17 protein-coding genes are annotated in these 19,225 nt (G+C 45.6%); all 17 read right to left on the bottom strand.

The genetic code is table 11. The annotated features are described in order from the left end of the window. Positions 1–3: 3 nt before the first annotated feature. The 17 genes from dnaG to MHI21_RS17140 all read right to left on the bottom strand — a co-directional run bounded on the left by dnaG (position 4) and on the right by MHI21_RS17140 (position 19,205). On the bottom strand, positions 4–1,878 hold the full coding sequence (gene dnaG / locus MHI21_RS17060; RefSeq protein WP_341163610.1) for a DNA primase: 1,875 nt from the start codon (positions 1,876–1,878) through the stop codon (positions 4–6). Beyond that, the gene (locus MHI21_RS17065) at positions 1,871–2,347 is read right to left on the bottom strand and encodes a YaiI/YqxD family protein (RefSeq protein WP_254325260.1); all 477 of its coding nucleotides are present in this window, start codon (positions 2,345–2,347) and stop codon (positions 1,871–1,873) included. Before MHI21_RS17065 ends, dnaG begins: the two co-directional genes overlap by 8 nt. Positions 2,348–2,468: 121 nt before the next feature. Further along, positions 2,469–4,544 carry a glycine--tRNA ligase subunit beta gene (glyS, locus tag MHI21_RS17070; protein ID WP_342418570.1) on the bottom strand — a complete coding sequence of 692 codons (2,076 nt, stop codon included), beginning with the start codon at positions 4,542–4,544 and terminating at the stop codon, positions 2,469–2,471. Then, on the bottom strand, positions 4,537–5,424 hold the full coding sequence (gene glyQ / locus MHI21_RS17075) for a glycine--tRNA ligase subunit alpha (RefSeq protein ID WP_023989480.1): 888 nt from the start codon (positions 5,422–5,424) through the stop codon (positions 4,537–4,539). The genes glyS and glyQ overlap by 8 nt, the downstream gene beginning before the upstream one ends. Positions 5,425–5,826: 402 nt before the next feature. Further along, a complete protein-coding gene (gene recO, locus MHI21_RS17080) occupies positions 5,827–6,579 on the bottom strand; it encodes a DNA repair protein RecO (protein WP_013311133.1) in 753 nt (250 codons plus the stop codon). Between the two features lie 42 nt (positions 6,580–6,621). Next, positions 6,622–6,759 carry a YqzL family protein gene (locus MHI21_RS17085; RefSeq protein ID WP_013372137.1) on the bottom strand — a complete coding sequence of 46 codons (138 nt, stop codon included), beginning with the start codon at positions 6,757–6,759 and terminating at the stop codon, positions 6,622–6,624. A 518-nt stretch (positions 6,760–7,277) separates the two neighbouring features. Further along, positions 7,278–8,180, bottom strand: coding sequence for a GTPase Era (gene era / locus MHI21_RS17090; protein WP_039272276.1), 903 nt, complete (start codon positions 8,178–8,180; stop codon positions 7,278–7,280). A gap of 49 nt (positions 8,181–8,229) precedes the next feature. After that, positions 8,230–8,604: a diacylglycerol kinase family protein gene (locus MHI21_RS17095; protein ID WP_342418571.1), complete on the bottom strand. Its 375-nt coding sequence runs from the start codon at positions 8,602–8,604 to the stop codon at positions 8,230–8,232. Then, positions 8,604–9,101 (bottom strand): rRNA maturation RNase YbeY, encoded by a 498-nt coding sequence (gene ybeY / locus MHI21_RS17100; RefSeq protein WP_025722123.1) that lies wholly within the window; start codon positions 9,099–9,101, stop codon positions 8,604–8,606. The genes MHI21_RS17095 and ybeY overlap by 1 nt, the downstream gene beginning before the upstream one ends. A gap of 55 nt (positions 9,102–9,156) precedes the next feature. Then, entirely contained in the window at positions 9,157–11,403 is a 2,247-nt protein-coding gene (locus tag MHI21_RS17105) for an HDIG domain-containing metalloprotein (protein ID WP_165178406.1), read from the bottom strand. 95 nt (positions 11,404–11,498) lie between these two features. Next, on the bottom strand, positions 11,499–12,470 hold the full coding sequence (locus tag MHI21_RS17110) for a PhoH family protein (protein ID WP_165178407.1): 972 nt from the start codon (positions 12,468–12,470) through the stop codon (positions 11,499–11,501). 6 nt (positions 12,471–12,476) lie between these two features. After that, complete coding sequence (yqfD, locus tag MHI21_RS17115) at positions 12,477–13,670, bottom strand: sporulation protein YqfD (protein ID WP_103049614.1); 1,194 nt, start codon at positions 13,668–13,670, stop codon at positions 12,477–12,479. Next, a complete protein-coding gene (yqfC, locus tag MHI21_RS17120) occupies positions 13,667–13,960 on the bottom strand; it encodes a sporulation protein YqfC (protein WP_029517796.1) in 294 nt (97 codons plus the stop codon). Before yqfC ends, yqfD begins: the two co-directional genes overlap by 4 nt. 379 nt (positions 13,961–14,339) lie before the next feature. Beyond that, positions 14,340–15,749 (bottom strand): amino acid permease, encoded by a 1,410-nt coding sequence (locus tag MHI21_RS17125; RefSeq protein WP_165178409.1) that lies wholly within the window; start codon positions 15,747–15,749, stop codon positions 14,340–14,342. Positions 15,750–16,169: 420 nt separating this feature from the next. Beyond that, the gene (locus MHI21_RS17130; protein ID WP_341163607.1) at positions 16,170–16,748 is read right to left on the bottom strand and encodes a hypothetical protein; all 579 of its coding nucleotides are present in this window, start codon (positions 16,746–16,748) and stop codon (positions 16,170–16,172) included. Positions 16,749–16,792: 44 nt separating this feature from the next. Further along, entirely contained in the window at positions 16,793–17,794 is a 1,002-nt protein-coding gene (floA, locus tag MHI21_RS17135) for a flotillin-like protein FloA (RefSeq protein ID WP_285061061.1), read from the bottom strand. Between the two features lie 43 nt (positions 17,795–17,837). After that, on the bottom strand, positions 17,838–19,205 hold the full coding sequence (locus MHI21_RS17140; protein ID WP_342418572.1) for an NfeD family protein: 1,368 nt from the start codon (positions 19,203–19,205) through the stop codon (positions 17,838–17,840). Positions 19,206–19,225 lie beyond the last annotated feature (20 nt).

Raw genomic sequence — 19,225 nt, forward strand, 5'->3', positions numbered from 1 at the left:
TGTTCATTGTCTCTCTAGGGCTATAATCTCACTTGCAATTTGTGCTGCGCGCAAAAAGTCACCCAAGCGCTCAGCGGCTCTCATTTCTTCCCTTTTCAAATCCAGTTGCTCCTGCAATGGAAATTTTCGCACCTGATGAATATAATCATCCAAAATGTGCGGTGCCCATACGCCTGGAGCATCCATCATCATGATCGAACTTACGTTCTTCTCCAGCCGGTCGTCTTGCAAAGATGAAATAAAACGGCTTGTATCTGGTAACTTCCCTTGCGCGTAATAGGCATATAGATAAGCAGCAATTGCTGCATGATCCTCAATATTAAAGGCGTCGCCCAGATGCTTTTCTACATACTCTGCAGCTTCTAAATCCTGCATCATCCAGTGAAGCAGCCTGCGCTCAGCCACATGGTAAGCCGGCAACAGATTAGGTGTGGAGACCTGCCCTTTTTTATGCCTACCATTATTCCACCCATTTTCGTTATTATCCCCAAAGTTCTGTTTTTTTTGCAGGGATTGACGGAGTAAATTGCATTCTTGCTTCAAGGTTTCAAAATCCACCTTAACTTCGGCTGATACTTCGCGCAGATACACTTCCCGCTCGGTCGGGGATGACAGAGGTGCAATGACATTTAATGCTTCGCGGGAATACGCGATTCTTCCTTCTTCCTCTTGCAGTATATGGTTTTTTTTCAGATATATAAGCTTAAATTTCACCGTTGAAACAGCACTTTCGATAATTTGGCGCTGGAATCGTTCGCCGCCGTATTGCCGGATAAAATCATCCGGGTCCATACCGTCACTGACCAGCGCTACTTTCACGTGAAGCCCCGCATTTTCCAACAGCGGAAAATTTTTAAGCGCAGCAGCTTGTCCTGCCCGGTCACCATCATAACAAATAATAACCTCGTCGCACAGTCCTTTTAACATCGTAGCATGGTGCTCCGTTAGAGCAGTGCCCATGGCGGCCACCCCATTTTGTACGCCAGCTTCCCACGCCGAGATAACATCACCATAGCCTTCAAAAAGAACACTTTGGCGTAGCTTGCGAATTGAGGTTTTAGCTTGATGGAGATTGTACAGCGTTCGGCTCTTGTTGAATAGCTTGGTCTCCGGTGAATTCAAATACTTCGGCTGTCCCTCACCAAGTATACGGCCTGCAAAGGCAATAACTTTTCCGTTGCGATTCCAAATGGGAAACATGATACGATCTCTGAATCGATCCACATATCCATCACCCTCATGCCGGGGAGAAATAAGCCCTCCCTTTTCCATCTCCACGGGATCAAAAGAACGCTTCTCCAGAAACTGAACAATCGTATCCCATCGGTTGGGTGCATAGCCAATTTGAAATTGATCAATGATCTTGTCACTGAATCCCCGTGAGCGCAAGTATTCCATGGCTGGTTTGCCGTGCTCCGTATTTTTAAGCAAAAAATGGTACATCTTAGAAGTTAACTCATACGCTTGCAACAGCCTGTCCAACTCAGGATGCTGATGCGATGAATCACGTCCCTGCCATTCGCCGAGCGGGATATGACTTTCTTCTGCCATTGTCCTGACAGCTTCGGGAAAGGATAGTCCTTCGATTTCCATCATAAATTTGATGGCATTGCCTCCCGCGCCGCAGCCGTAGCAGTAAAAAATCTGACGATCCGGTGTCACGGTGAATGAAGGGGTTTTTTCGGAATGAAAAGGGCAGAGGCCTTTCATATATTTCCCCTGCTTGGTCAAATGCACGTACTTGCTTACCGTATCTACAATATCATGATGTTGTAAAACCGACTCAATGATATCGTCCGGTATGTTACCTTGTCCGGCACTCATATTAACCACCTTCATCTCTTTAGCACGTAAATATAATTCGATACCGTTACTCATTCTCCTGCAAGCGAAGTAAAAGTTTTGTCAGTTTATGTTGAAAAACTTCACGATCCTCTAATGTAAACGGTTTAGGACCTTTTCCATAACGTCCTTTTTTCCGTTCTTTGGCAGAAGTATGACGTCGGTCAAGCATGAAATCTATCGAATCGTTTCGATACATAGCTCCGCGAAAAGACATCACTTCACAACCTTTTGCCAAGGCAAGTGCAGCAAGACCATAATCATTGGTGGTTACAATATCTCCGCGGCGGATATGATTGGCAATATAGAGATCGGCACTTTGGTCGCTTCGGTCTACTTTAACGACGCTTACGCCTTCGCTGCCCTGAATGAGATGATCATATGAAGATACCATAATAACCTCAATATGAAAACGGGAAGCTATCTCCGCAATTTCACTTTTAACAGGACAAGCGTCCCCGTCAACAACGATCCGCACATCCAGTAAAGTTCCTGTTCCCTCCATGAGCATCCCCCATCTCCATCCGCATTCGAGTAAAATACGGAACGGCTGCAAGATTACTCTTACACCGTTCCGTATATTTATACCCATTTTTTCAAGTTGTTCATACTACCACAACTGACGTTTAAACTACAAGCTTGGAAAAATCGGCAAAACGCTTCAGTTCTGAGTCAATAGCAGCCAGCAATGCCAAACGATTATTACGAACAGCATCATCCTCAGCCATAACCATAACGGAATCAAAGAATGCCGTCACCGCAGGGGTAATGGATGAAGCAAGCGCTAACGCTCGTGTCGCATCACCTTCCTGTAAAGCTACGCTATAAGATTCATAAGCGCTAGACCATGCTTCGTAAAGCGTTTTTTCGCCTTGCTCCGTAAACTCACTCGTATTAACTAACTTATGCACTGCTTTAGCAGCCAGATTGCCTACACGATTAAAGGATTCAACTGTTGCTTTGAATACCTCACCTGTTTGTACGGCAGTCATTAATGCAGTTCCGCGGTTAACAACGGAAGTGACGTCGTCATATCCAGCTGCAAGCACAGCATCCACAACGTCATAGCGAAGTGTCTCAGACAATAGCTTCTTCACGCGCAATCCGAAAAACTCATGTAATTCTTTACGTATTTCATCCGCGGAACGTTTCATATTTCCAAGGTTCCCGTGCACATCAAGCGCGATATTGAACACATCAGACAACGTAGCCGAAAGCTTACGATCCAACAAGATCTGCACAATACCTGCTGCCTGACGACGAAGCGCGTAAGGGTCCTGTGAACCTGTTGGAATAATACCGATGGAGAAGCAGCCTGTAATGGTATCTATCTTGTCTGCGATACTTACAATCGCTCCAACATTCGTTGAAGGAACTGTTTCTCCTGCATAACGCGGTTGGTAATGCTCAAACACCGCTCTCGCCACTTCTTCCTTCTCTCCAGCCTTACGAGCATAATCCTCACCCATCACACCTTGCAGTTCAGGGAACTCATATACCATTTGTGTTACTAGGTCAAATTTACAAATATCTGCTGCTCGACTAACCGATTCCTGTGTATCTGAGGAAACGTGAAGTTTCTCTGCCAGAGCATCAGCAATACGGCGAATCCGGCGCACTTTGTCTCCAACCGTTCCCAGCTCTTCGTGGAAAACGATACTTTCCAGTTTCGAGAGTGCATCTTTAATTTCCAGCTTCTGATCTTCTTCATAAAAGAATTTGGCATCAGACAGCCGCGCACGCAATACTTTTTCATTCCCTTTAGCAATGACTTCCAGCGATTGACTTCCTCCGTTACGTACCGTAACAAAGTATGGCAGCAGCTCTCCTGTGCGATCCAGCACTGGGAAATAGCGTTGATGTTCACGCATGGAAGTAATGAGTACATCCTTCGGAATATTCAGGAACGCAGGATCAAAACCTCCGAACAGTACTGTTGGGGTTTCCACCAAATACAGCACTTCTTCCAGCAGATCATCCTTGACCGCAATCGTCCAATCTTTTTCGGCAGCCAGCGCTTCAATTTGCTTTACAATAAGCGTTTGACGTTCCTCAATGTCCACAATGACATGCTGCTTGCGAAGTACTTCAACATAGTCAGCTGGACTTGCTACAACGGCATCCTGTCCCAGGAAACGATGCCCTCTTGTCACATTTCCTGACTGCACGCCGGCAATCTCCAAATTAACAATATCGTTACCAAACAAGGCAATCAACCAGCGGATCGGACGAACAAATTTAAAGTCATAACTTGCCCAACGCATGAATTTAGGGAATGTCATGGCATGTAAAATGTGCAATAAACCTTCGGATAGTACATCCGCTGTTGGTACACCTATGCTGCTCTTAGTGGCGTAAATATATTCCACGCCTCCAAGCTCCTTGAATGTGAACTGTTCAGGATCAACACCTTGGCTGCGAGCAAAGCCTAGTGCAGCCTTGCTCCAGTTACCAGCTTCGTCGAGTGCGATTTTGCGGGAAGGACCTTTAACTTCTTCGTTAATATCTTCTTGCTTCTCCGCTACTTCCTTGACAAGTACCGCCAAACGGCGAGGTGTAGCATAAGCCTCTACAGCACCGTAAGCAATACGTGAGCTGTCAAGCCACGCCGTCATACGCTGCTTCAACTGCTGAATCGCATTGGGGATAAAACGTGCAGGGACTTCTTCCAACCCGATCTCAAACAATAAATCCTTAGACATTTGCCGCACCTCCTTTCTTCAACAGCGGGAAGCCCAGCTTCTCGCGCTCCTCCAGATAGGTCGCAGCCACCTGACGCGCCAAATTACGTACTCGTATAATAAACCCAGTCCGTTCCGTCACACTGATCGCTCCGCGAGCGTCCAGCAAGTTGAACGCATGAGAACATTTCAGCACATAATCATAGGCTGGAAATACAAGATGCTGCGCCATCGCTTTATTTGCCTCTTCTTCATACATATTAAAAAGAGTAAAGAGCATTTTGACGTCAGATACTTCGAACGTATACTTGGAATGCTCAAATTCAGGCTGGTGGAAAACATCACCGTACGTGATTCCATTGACCCACTCCAAATCGAACACATTCTCCTTGTCCTGGATGTAGGAAGCAAGACGTTCCATACCATACGTGATTTCTACGGCAACCGGACTGGCATCAATACCGCCCACTTGCTGGAAATAGGTGAATTGGGTAATTTCCATACCGTCCAACCATACTTCCCAACCTAAGCCCCACGCTCCCAACGTCGGTGCTTCCCAGTTGTCTTCAACGAAACGAATATCATGCTCCAGAGGGTTAATGCCCAAACGGCTCAAACTCTCCAAATACAATTCCTGAATGTTATCCGGTGAAGGCTTCAAAACTACTTGGAACTGATGATGCTGATACAGGCGATTCGGGTTCTCACCATAACGTCCGTCTGACGGACGACGAGAAGGCTCAACATAAGCTACATTCCAAGGCTCAGGTCCGATCGAACGTAAATACGTCATTGGGTTCATCGTGCCTGCCCCTTTTTCCGTGTCATACGGCTGTACAATAATACAGTTGTGTTCTGCCCAAAATTGTTGCAGCGTTAAAATCATCTGCTGAAAATTCATTGGTACACGCTCCCTTTCTACTTCCCTCAAATGTTGGTGATTTCTTCTCATTAAGCTCGTATGTACAGGGCTGTTTTATCCCAAAAGCCTTGCTAGAGACAGCAAAAAGCCCCCGCCTCTACGCCTGTACAGACGTAGGGACGAGAGCTGACTCCCGCGGTTCCACCCTACTTGATTGCGATCCTACACACCAATCAGATCGTAATCCTCTTTTCCGTGTCCATTCAGATGCTCCCGAGTGCCTTGTTCACGAAGAATTCCCGCTGGGCTTACACCGTCCCCAACTCGCTAATTACAGAGAATACATCCCGCTACTTTCTCGTTCAATGCATCTGCTCCCGAAGGAGATATATAGTAGGATATTACACGTTTTCAGCAATACAGTCAAGAGAATAGGGCGTTTCACATATCGTACTTGTCGAGCTGATCCAAGAAATTGCGGGATTTCAGCTTGACCTCCAACTGCATATCCATGAACTGACGCATGACATGTTTGATCTCCAACTTAGTGGAGTCCTTCACGTCAATGTTGCCGAGCCGATTCAAATCCATTCTGGCGAACAAGCGCAGCAACTTCAATGTACGTGGAGTCACGCTCAATGCAGCTGGATCAAAATGCTTGTAGCTCCGACACAAAACTCCGCCTAGCCTCGGACTGACAAACATATCTTCATCAGCACATTGTTGACCACTTGAAATACATGCATCAAGCTGAGGAGCATATCCGGCCGCCTGCAATATTTTAAATTCATAAATACTCATGACGATCAGCGGATCTTTGCCACTCTCCAGCGCCTCCAAACATGCCTTTAGCTGCTTAAACCAGAACGCACCTGTTTCCTCATCCTGTAACACCCGATCGAGTAATTCACAAGCATAAGAAGCGTAAGCAGCCTTAGTTATATCCTCGCGTAATGTATGGTGGGATTGGATGATTTCACCGGCATTCAACGTGCCTAAGCCTGTGTTTCGAAAAAAAACGAATTCACCGTACGTAAACGGCTGCGTTAAAGCAGCGTGACGGCTTTTGGACTTTTTTGCACCTCTGACCAGCACGCCTGCTTTGCCTCCGCTTTCGGTGCAAAGCGTAATAATTTTGTTCCCCTCACCGTAATCCATACTGCGGATGACGATTCCTTCCACCCTGTAAAGCATGCCTCTTCCCCCAAACATTCGCGAAGAAGCCAGTGGCTTGTACTATTCACGGGCTTCTTCATGCTCGTCCGACTCTCCCTCATCCGTGTCTTGCTCCCTTGTCACGGCGCTCTCCCGATATAACAGATACGCACCGACATCTCCAGTCATCGCAAAATACTTCCACGAAAAATCTCGCAATTGTATTCATCCTTTCTTCGGAAATGACGTTTGCATCTCAAAAATAGGATGATGCGAAGAGGGGAGAAGTATGCGATGAAATAAATGGATTGCGTTAAAAAAGGCTGCTGTATGTAGATTGGAATACCGCTTCGCAAATGATTTGATCTTACGATCGCTGTTACCCCCGAATTTATTTGAATGTACAAACATACAAAGGGTTAAATTCGGGGGTAAAGGCGAACGCTATCGCTTCTTCAGATTCAAATCCTTCGCTCCGCTACAACGTGCATACAGATAACCTTTTTTTAAAACGTTCGTTATTTCATCACTGGAAGAAAAGGGTGAAAAAGGGCAAGAGTTAAGCGCCGCATATGCGCGGCGCTTTGAATGACCAGTAGACTGTTACTTATCTCAGTCATAGAGATCGGGACGGCTTTTTTATGATGCTTACAACAACTATACATATTTATTTAATATCAATTTTTTTAGCCTCAATAAACCCTTGAACTAAAGTAACGTAGAATCGAATTCTGTTTTTAAGCGTCGCGATGGAAGCCAAGGTCACGAAGGACGCGGTCCTGGTTGCGCCAGTCTTTTTTGACCTTAACCCAAAGTTCCAGGAAAATCTTGGAGCCTAGCAGGTTTTGGATATCCTGGCGGGCCTGTTTGCCCACCTCTTTGAGCATGGCTCCCTGTTTGCCGATAATGATCCCCTTCTGGGAGTCACGCTCTACAAAAATAACAGCCATAATATGCACTACCCCATTATCCTGCACTTTCATGTCTTCAATCATAACGGCAATAGAATGGGGTACTTCCTCACGTGTCATATGCAGAATTTTTTCCCGAACCAGCTCGGCAATAACAAACTGTTCTGGATGATCGGTAATTTGATCATCCGGATAATATTGCGGACCTTCTGGTAAGTATTTTTGCACCTGCTCCAGCAGGGTGTTTACATTGTTGCCCATTTTGGCCGAGATCGGTACGATTTCAGCAAAGTCGTACAACTTGCGATACTGCTCAATCAGGGGTAACAACGCTTCCGGCTCAATGCGATCAATTTTATTCAGCACCAAGATAACTGGCGTTTTTACTTGTTTAAGCTGTTCCGCAATAAAACGGTCGCCACCGCCTAGACCTTCAGCAGCGTCAATAAGAAAAAGTACCGCTTCTACTTCACCCAACGTATTAAAAGCAGTCTGATTCATGTAGTCGCCTAATTTTGACTGGCGCTTATGAATCCCGGGTGTATCCAAAAATACAATTTGCGTGTCCTCTGTAGTAAATACGCCGTGAATTTTGTTGCGTGTAGTTTGTGGCTTGTCTGACATAATGGCGATCTTCTGCCCAATGACGTGGTTCATCAGTGTTGATTTTCCGACATTGGGTCTGCCAACAATTGCGACAAAGCCTGATTTAAAGTGTTTCTTAGCCATTTCATTTCCTCCAGCGCGATTAAGCACCTATTTTATTTTGGTTTTTCCATTAAAACAGCGAACTAATTAACGTCAACATAGGCCTATAAAACACAAATATACCAATAATTACAGCAAAAACCGCTGCCAGGAGCACGGCTCCGGCGGCGGTGTCTTTAGCCGCTTTGGCCAGCGGATGAATATCAGGTGAGATGAGATCCACCGCTGCTTCAACAGCGGTGTTGAACAGTTCGGCTACAATGACTATAGCGATAGCCACGCAGACGAAGAACCAGTCGAGCCGGGAGATGTGCAGAGTTAAGCCTGCTACAATGACAAGGAGCGCCACGGCCACATGTATCCGCATATTTACTTGCGTACGCAGAGCATACATCACGCCTTCTGCCGCATAGCGAAAGGTCATTCTCCAAGGCTGACGTCTCATTACCTTGTCAACCCCGCTTGAGCCAGTACAGCTTCCTGTTTGCCCATCATTTCAGCTTCACTCACATCATCCTGATGATCATAGCCTAACAGATGCAGAAAGCCGTGAACAAACAAAAAACCGATTTCACGCTCAATGGAATGTCCGTATTCTTCGCTCTGAGCTTGCGCTGTCTGTACAGAGATTATAATATCCCCCAGAACATCCGGTACATCATTCAATGAATTTTCTTCATTCGGTTCGTAAATAATTTCAAGCTCTTCATCCAGTGTCTCCTTCATAGCAAAAGACAACACATCGGTGGGACGATCAATTCCCCGATAGTCCCTGTTCAACTCATGAATTTGCTCATCATTAACGAAGGTAAGGGCTACCTCACCGTCTGTGACTCCTTCCACTCTGCCTGCCTCCTCTAATAAGGTGTTCAGCAGCGTAATTAAAGATTCGTTAATTACCATATCGTTTTGTTCATTATTCCAAGCTAATTGAAGGCCCATGCCAACCGCTCCTTTTAATTCTAGTGCTCTACCCGTGCTTCATGCACAAGTTATATTAAGCTTTTCCGTTTTCAGACTTGGGCCTTTCCTCTGGATACTCAATACGGGAATGGAAAATCCCCATTACTGTTTCCTTGAGGGTTTGAGCCACGATATCAAGCTCCCGCATGGTCAGCTCGCAGTCGTTAAATTGGTGATCATCAAGACGGCTCTTAATAATTTTCTCAATCATGGATTCAATCTGTTCCACCGTCGGCTTCCGTAAGGAACGAACTGCTGCCTCCACACTATCAGCAATTCCCACCACAGCAGACTCTTTAGACTGAGCCTTCGGTCCCGGATAACGGAAATCATCCTCCGTGAAGTCAGGCTCCACCCCCCGCTCTTCAGCCTCACGCAACGCCTTGTGATAAAAATAGTGTAAGAATGTCGTTCCGTGGTGCTGCTCGGCAATATCGCGAATTGGCTTGGGTAGCTTGTAATCCAATTGCATTTCCACGCCGTCACGAGCATGGGCGATAATGATGGATTTGCTAAGCTTGGGCTCTATTGAATCATGTGGATTTTCCAACCCATTTTGATTTTCAATGAAGTACGAAGGCCTCTTGGTTTTACCAATATCATGATAATACGAACCAACCCGGCACAACAAGCCGTTTGCTCCTATAGCCTCCGCTGCGGCCTCTGACAGATTACCCACCATTACACTATGATGATACGTTCCCGGTGTCTCCGTAAGCAGCTTGCGGAGCAATGGATGGTTGGGATTCGACAGCTCAACAAGCTTCAGTGCCGACAAGATACCAAAAGTAGACTCAAAAAATGGCATTAGCCCAATAACAAGTATTGCTGTTATCAGACCGCCTGCAAAAGCAAAAGCTACCCCATAGAGCGTCGTCGTTTGAGTCCAATTCCCTTGGTCAATCAGTGCCAGAGAAAAAACAGACAGGGCACCGAACAGGCATACCATAATCGCCCCTTTGAACAGTGTTGAACGCTGGCTGGCTCGATGGGTAGAGAAAATCGCTGCCAGACAGACCACAATAGCAAAAAAACCAAAATTAAAGTCAAAAATTTGTCCCTGACGGACATTCAAAATAACACTTGCCAATATACTGAATATAACGGCACATACAAAAGCCAACGACATATCAAGCAACAGCGTTACGAGCATAGCTCCAAGCGCGATAGGCGCCAGATAGCCGAGATAGGAACGTTCACTGTTCTGCAGTATAGAAATTAACATCATTGCTCCAACTGTTATCACAAAGATTAATACTAGCATGAGCAACTGCGCATTATTATACTTGAAGTTTCGTGTTCGTGATTGGAATTGACGAATATACATAAACAGGCCCAATGCCAGCATCATAGACAACATCAGCAGCCCAAATTGTGGCCAATAATTGATTTTATCCTTGAGCAATTCATTTTCATCAAGCAGTGTATAGATTTCCTGGGTAATAATCTCACCCTTCTTGACGAGTACTTCACCCTGTTTAATGTAAACTGTCGGTGTATCTTCACGAGCCTGTACCTTGGCGTCCTTCGTAGCTGTATCATCATAAAACTTGTTGGCGGTAATCACAAGCCTTGCAAGTTCCTGAACAACCTCCCGTGAAGTACGCTTAGTAAGCGAGCTTGTACTAACCCGCTCAGCTACTTTTGCTCGGGCTGTCTGAGCATCCGTAATTTGATCATTCATCAACCCTGTCACAATCTCACGGGCAACAGGCCGCATTTCAGCAATATCCTCAGATGTAAGGCGCGGAATTTTAATGAATGTCTCCTCTGGAATTCGGTACGTTTGCTCTTTCGTTTTTTCCAGCACTTCATCCAGCAGCTTATCTGGGTAGGCATCCGCATTACGGCTGTTATTCACAAAATTTTGCACAAATTCCCGTGCACGTTGCGGAATCTCATCCTTATAAATCGAAATCTTATCTGCTCTGGAAACCTGATCATCCTGATTGAGCCGTTCAATTCGATCCAAAATACCAGTAATCAGGTTATCGTTGCGAACGGGCACAATGGTATACATGGGCTGCACACGTTCAGCTGATTCCTCTTGAGCCTTCAAAGTCGCCTTACTGTTAGGAAGCTGCATCGGGGCGACAATTTCCTTTTCACTCGGTTGATTTACCCGAATATCATAACGCTCGGGAAGCAGCTTGGACGCAAAGCCTACATAAAAAAGAACCACCAAAAATAAAAACAGAAGATAGCGTGTCGCCACGCTATACTTCCATCCATTTATTCTATGCTGGAACGTTTTCCCTTTAGATAATTCCTTCGAGGTCATCTAAAACAATCCCTCTCCATCATCTTTTTCAAGGCAGCTACACTGCTCATTTTATACTTTTTCTGATCGTACACACCATACTCGTGATTGAATGGCTATCCATGATTTTCGGCAACACGGTCATAAGCAACAATGATTTTTTGAACGAGGGAATGACGGACAACATCCTCTTCTGCAAACTGGACAAAGCCTATTTCCTCAATCCCTTGTAAAATCGCATTCGCTTCAATCAGACCGGATTTTTTGCCACGAGGCAAATCAATTTGCGTGACATCGCCGGTAATAACCATTTTGGAGCCGAAGCCAAGTCGAGTCAAAAACATTTTCATTTGCTCGGGTGTGGTGTTTTGCGCTTCGTCCAAAATAATAAATGAATCATCCAGCGTACGTCCCCGCATATAAGCCAAAGGTGCAATTTCTATTAACCCGCGCTCCAGTGCCTTTGCTGTCTGCTCTGGGCCCATCACATCGTATAGGGCATCATACAATGGACGTAAATACGGATCAACCTTTTCCTGTAAATCCCCTGGTAAAAAACCTAAATTTTCACCTGCTTCCACCGCAGGGCGAGTCAGTACAATGCGCTTGACTGAACCTTCCTTCAGGGCAGCTACGGCCAGCACTACAGCCAGATAGGTTTTACCAGTACCCGCCGGGCCAATTCCAAATACAATATCGCGTTTCTTAATCGTGGTTACATAGTGCTTTTGTCCAATCGTTTTGACGCGAATCGGTTTACCCCGAAACGTCGTCGTAATTTCACCCTTGAACAAATCGAGCAGCTGATCAGCGCGCAAATCTTTGGCCAATTCAATCGCATAATGGACATCCCTTTCGGTCAGTATATACCCATTGCGAATTAACTGGAGTAATACATCGAACAATTGTTCGAGCACTTCCACCTCGTTTGCATTACCAAAAACATTAACTTCTGCCTCACGAGATGCTATTTTTGCTGGAATAGCGGCTTCGATTAATTTTAAAAAGGAATCCTGCGGGCCAAATAACGCCTGTCCTTCTCCCGCATTGTTCAATGCAATTTGTATGCTGCGTTGTTGTTCTGCCAAATAGCCTCATTCTCCTTGGTTATGAACTAACGGAAGTTCTTCCGCAATATCCTGCTCCACTTCAAAAAGCACTTTCATATAAACTTTACCATTCTCTCTCTTCTCATGCAAAATTTTTTGGCTCATTATTTTCGTTCCTTTGCCGTATTTAGCTAAAATATCAGCTCGCGCGCCTTCTATTCCTGACATTTTCGCTTCGGCTTCCGTAAGCTTCTGCTCTTGTATCTTTGTCTCCCTCACACTTTCGGTCATCCAACCCATTGGAAGTTTGTAGGAACGCCATGTTAGCGGATCATGTTCAACAGTTGTTTTATGTGTAGAATAAGGTATTTTCCCATATCCCCACAATTGTATCGCACGGTTGCCTAACACCAGATACAAGCGGTCGTGACTTGTACCTGTATACGTGCTGCTGCGTTGCACCGTGGGACTGCTAATTTCGTATTCATGCCATACAAGACCCTTAACCTCTCCTTTGGCTACGACCTGCTGCTGATTCTCCTCATCTCCAAGCGTTCCCGAGATGAGAATGGCTCCTTTTTTGACACGCGTATTTTTATGCACGACAGGACGACCCTGCTCGGCAAAAATTTCAGTGACTACCGCGTCTGCCTTACTGATGATATGACGTGGGCTGTAGAGCGGCGCAGGGGTAGGCTGTGAAGCTTCAACAACCTGAATCGTTACCAAAGTACCCTGCTTTTCCACACCGATCCAGGATGCCTCTGGAAGCTTCTGCATGAGCGCACGGGAAAGCTTGTCTTGACTGGAAAGACGAAAGCTCCATTGAAACGGATACAACCCCTCCTGTCGGGCGGCTTTGAGAACGGATTCCGTTGAGAGCTTATCATTCCCCTTCACTTCAATGTCCCAGATAAGCGAAGACATCAGCAGGAGACCTATCCAGAACAAAGCCAATCCAGCCAGAAAAAATTTACGTTTGGCAAGTCGTATAACAGTAAAGGGAAGCCCTTGCCGCTTCAGAACATGCATTTTACAGCCTGTCCTTCTCAAAAGCGGGCGTAGGAGGAAGACGTGCGGCAGCAGAAGGTTCATTTCTGCATGTCTAGTACCCATCGGCCGCACGTTCCAAACAGGTATATGTTGATCGGTGAGTAAATTAATAAAAGCTTCCACACTTTCGCCCTTGACAGCAAGGGTAACCGTGCCATGCAGCTTTGCTAAAGCAGGATGTTTCACGAGCCTTCCTCCGTTCCTTCCATTTGGATATCCGTTATATGTCCCTCCACACTTACCTGCTCTGGCAGAATAGACGTAATGACTAGATCATGGCCGGACACCCTCAGCCTGCCTTGCGCAAGTGCAAGTACGAGCTGATCCGGCGTAAAATCCACCACGCCCCGGTGATTCTCCACATAAAGCTGGCGGCTGCCGATGAGGGTTAACCGCGGCAAGTCAAATAGAATGTCCTGCGGAAGTTCCAGCGTCTCGCTGGCCCACTTTCGCAGTTTGCGGCTCATCCTGCTCATACGGCGAAATCTCCTTTCCCGTCATCAAAACATCTGTTATCCAACGGCTCATAGTTGTTTTGATGACAGCACGCTGCTATTTTTTCATCTTCTGTTATTGCCATTCGGACCCATAGATGTTTCATGGCAGCTACGCTGCTGGCTTTTCATCATATATTCTTATTATCAGTGAACACCATTACACCAGCGCCACAGATATCTGTTCTGTACATTTTATGATCCAGTCCCCGCATTTATGAGGCTAAACTTACAATTCGTAGCTGCTACTATATTGCAGAGGCAAAAGATGGGTTCTTTCAAAATTCACAACCAAAAAAGCCAACCTCGTTTTCATATCGAAAACAAGGTTGGCTTTTTTGATTTTCATTATATGACACGGTTATTTCTCGGTATCTCGATTCAAAAGAGAGTTTTTTCTAGAGTATAAGAAGTAAATAGCCATACCAATGACAAGCCAAATAATAAAGCGAATAAATGTCTGACCATTCAAATTAAGAATGAGCACCCCACATGAAACGATAGCCAGGATTGGAATATACGGAACTCCAGGACATCGGAAGGCCCTTGGCAAATCAGGTTGTGTTTTTCTCATAACGATGACGGCGATCGAAATCAGAATAAATGCTGACAGGGTTCCAATGTTCACCAAACTAGCTAACTCATCCAGCGGGATCAGCCCACCCATTAATGCAGATAAAGTACCGAAAAACAACGTGCTAATGTAGGGCGTTTTATATTTGGAATGAACCTTGGATAATACTTTGGGGACTAAGCCGTCACGTGACATAGCAAACATAATGCGAGTTTGACCATAGAGCATAACCAGCATGACCGTTGTCATTCCTAAGATAGCTCCTATATCTATAATACCTGCAACCCAATTCTGACCTGCAACCTGCAATACCAATGACACAGGGTGAGAGATACCTTCAAATTGCATAAACGGTACTATACCAGTCATAATCGCGCTAACAACGACATACAAAAATGTACAAACAACAAGTGAGAAAATAATGCCTCGCGGTAAATCACGAGCGGGATTTTTGGTTTCTTCAGCCGCTGATGAAACAGCATCAAAACCAATAAAAGCAAAAAACACAAGAGCTGCGGCTCCAAACACCCCACTGAACCCAAACGGTATAAACGGTGTCCAGTTATCTGGCTTCACATATTTAAAAGCAACGATGATAAACAATAAAATAACAACAATTTTTACGATTACCATGATGTTGTTTATCCGTTTTGATTCTTTTATCCCAAAATAAAGTAAGAACGTGATACCCATCAAAATTAAAAAAGCTGGGAGATTAAAATAAGTCGTTTGGTCTTTTAAAGCCCCAGGTGCAGCAGTGAATTCAAGCGGAATGTGAAGGCCAATTCCATTCAAAAATGATACAAAGTAACCCGACCAACCTGCGGAAACGGCGCTGGCTGCCAGCATGTATTCCAAAATCAAATCCCATCCAATAATAAAGGCCAATAGTTCCCCCATCGTTGCATATGTAAAAGTGTAAACAGAACCGGATACTGGAACGGTGGATGCAAACTCCGCATAAGCCAATGCTGCGAATAAACAGGCGAGTCCCGCAATCACAAAAGAAAGAACCAAGCCTGGACCAGCTGTAACTGCTCCCGTACCTGTCAACACAAAAATCCCTGTTCCAATAATGGCTCCAATTCCAAGCATCGTTAAATCAAACGCACCCAGTTCCCTTTTGAGTGCTTTTTCCCCCCGCGTAGCAGCAATCAATTGATCAATGCTCTTCTTTCTGAACAAGCTATTCCCCATCCATTCCATCCTCCTAAAAATTAATTTTTCATTTTTATAACCTCGTTTTATCACCTCAATTTAAATCAAATTTTAGCTAAATATGGAGTTAATTTCATAAGTATCTATCATTGAGAACATTATATATAAAAAAGAAAAAATGAAAACTGCTTTCGGAAAGCCTCATTCATATTGTTACATTTGATCATTTTTCACGAATATATTTTCATAAATGAGACGCTAAATTAGACAAAATGCCACCATTTTAGATGACAACAAATGTGAGAAAGCTAGAGCACACAAGGGATTATCACATTCGTTGTCAGGTAATTAGAGCATTTGTCGGTAATTCACTTTTTATTCTGAGCATGCTTATGTATTCCCAAAACATCACAAAAAAAGATCCGCCACAGCCAAAGCCGTGACGGATCCACTATCATTTTAACGTCTTCCTCCACCCATGTAGCGCTTGGAACGCGGAGGACCTAATATTTCTGACCAAATCACACCTTTGCGCAGATCAGCCGTATCCACCCTATTACGGTCTTGCGAAGCTATCTCTGGCGCATCTGTAATTTCCCCTGACTCCCTCGCGTTGGATATACGATCGAGACGGGCTAAAACCATTCTGCGTTCTTCTTCCATAGCACGGATCCGATCCTCTAGAGTCGAACCGTTATCTAATGAATCCCGGTCCATCCGTTCTTCCGTTTCTGACAGATCGCCCACTTCTTCTATCCGACGAGCTTCCATAACCGCCCGTCGTTCATTAGGAAATTGACGTTGCAACTCACCAGCAACATCCTGCTGACGCTGCTCTTGCCCATGTTCCGTTGTGAAGGGTCTGGATGACGTCGAGGGCCCGCGAGAACCATGATCACCCCCAAAGGTAGGCATACCTTTTCGCGGCGGTGATTTTCGCCCTGTACCTTGGATGCTTTTCCCCAAAAAGGACACCAAAGCAAAGCCAATCACGATCAGGATGTACAAATGTTCAAAGATCCAGCTGATAAAGTTCATTACTCACCACCTAGCTGCCGTAATTCATCGGCTATGTCCCGTTATTAATCCCGGTTCTTGTTGTCATTCCCCGAGTTCTCATTCGGTTTGCTTAAGGAGCCACGCATTTGCGTATCCGCCTCAATATTTTTCAAATTCATATAGTCCATGACGCCAAGTTTCCCGCCGCGCAGCGCTTCAGCCATGGCCAGCGGCACTTCGGATTCGGATTCCACCACGCGTGCTCTCATTTCTACAACACGCGCCTTCATTTCCTGCTCCTGCGCTACAGCCATCGCACGCCGCTCTTCCGCTTTTGCCTGCGCAATACGTTTGTCGGCTTCCGCCTGCTCTGTTTGCAGAAAAGCACCGATATTTTTACCTACATCAACGTCCGCAATATCAATGGACAAGATTTCAAATGCTGTCCCGGCATCCAAACCTTTGGACAATACAGTTCTTGAAATTGAATCTGGATTCTCCAATACGTCCTTATGCGAGTTACTGGAACCTACGGTTGTAACAATACCTTCACCGACCCGTGCAATAATCGTTTCTTCTCCGGCACCCCCAACAAGTCGATCAATGTTGGCACGCACCGTAACACGAGCTTTAACCTTTACTTCGATACCATCCTTGGCGACCGCAGCCACAATAGGTGTCTCAATAACACGCGGATTAACGCTCATTTGGACCGCTTGCAGAACATCCCGTCCCGCAAGGTCAATCGCTGCCGCACGTTCAAACTCAAGCGGAATGTTAGCTCGCTGCGCAGCAATCAACGCATTGATCACTCGGTCTACATTCCCTCCTGCGAGAAAATGGCTTTCCAGCTGGTTGATGTTCAAGCCCAGACCCGCCTTGGTTGCCTTAATGAGCGGATTGACAATTCGGCTTGGCGTGACGCGCCGTAACCGCATAGCTACCAGCGTAATGATACCAATGCGCACACCCGAAGCCAATGCTGAAATCCACAGCATCACCGGGAAGAAACTGAAAAATACGCTCAATACAATAATCACTACAACGGCAATCAGCAAAACGCTGACAATACCCGATTCGAACACTCGCATCATCCTCCATTAATCTAATTCTTTGTTGTTTACTTGTTTAGACGCTAGTGTCTGCCTTGACCACAATTCGCCCACCTTCTACTTTGGATACTATAATCGGCATATCTGTAGCAATAAACTCGCCGTTCGTTACAACATCGACTCGCTCATCAGCGATCAGCACCGTTCCGGCTGGACGAAGTGGTGTCAGACTGACACCCCTTTGACCTAATAGCATTTCCCGGTTCACAACTGAAGAAAAACCTTGGTCAGCCGTTAAACTTTCTTTAAGTATAAAACGGTTCCATATCCCTCGGTCCTTGAATACAACCGCGATGATCGCCACCACGGCAACCGCAGCTGCAAAGGCAATGCCCAAAGATATAAACGCGTGCTGCATGTTGTATGCTGCGCGAACAACTCCGGCGACAAGACTGACTGAACCCAAAATGCCCAAAATACCAAAGCTTGGGATGAACATTTCAAGGATAAGCAGAGCCAGACCGATAATAAACAACAACCACGTCTCCGAACCTGCAAAACCAGCGATATAATTGCCGAAAAAATACAACCCAAATCCGAGTATGCCCAAAATTCCCGGTACCCCAAAACCAGGTACGAGCAGCTCAATAACGACACCCGCGATGCCGATAAATAAAAGCAACGTCTGCACAATTGGGTTGGTCAATATCTCGGCTGCTTTTTCAGCCCATGTTCGCTCCACATGAATGACATCATCCGTGCTATAACCCATCCACTGGATAACTTCTTGTTCGGAAGACGCGATGTGATCCGCATAACCCAACTCCAGCGCTTCCTCACTGGTTAAAGAAATGATCTGACCATTTTCCTTATTAAAGTTCATCTCTGGAATAGATATGGTCGTTTTAGAGTCGACCATACCTCTGGCAATATCCGGATTACGTCCGCCAGCTTCTGCGGCAGATGCCATGCTACTCTTCCACCAGGCTATCGTTTTTGGATCTGTGATAGCCTGCCCCCTGCCGTCTACTAACGCTGCTGCTCCGATAATACTCCCCGGTTTCATAACAATTTTGTTTGCGCTCAACGCAATATAGCTACCCGCTGAGGCCGCTTCGCCCCTTATATAGGCTACGGTCGGAATTGGACTGTCTTTAATCAGTTTGCCCAGCTTCTCCGCTGTATCTACCCGTCCACCGGGAGTGTTAATATCCAGTAAAATCAGACCTGCTTTGAAATCTGCTGCTTCTGCAAATCCACGTTCCATAAATTTGCCCAGACCTTGCTCAATTTCCTGATCAACTGGTATAACAAACACAGCTCCACCTTTAGTTTGGGCCGCCGCTGATTCGGAATGAACTAAGGGTAACAGCAAAACGGATACCATAATCCACAACGTTAAAAAGATCAATTTGCGACTGGAGTGGTGATGTTCTCTATGCATTTCTCTCCCCCCTTTCGATC

It is taken from the genome of Paenibacillus sp. FSL H8-0168 (assembly GCF_038592955.1).
Lineage (GTDB): Bacteria > Bacillota > Bacilli > Paenibacillales > Paenibacillaceae > Paenibacillus > Paenibacillus polymyxa_B.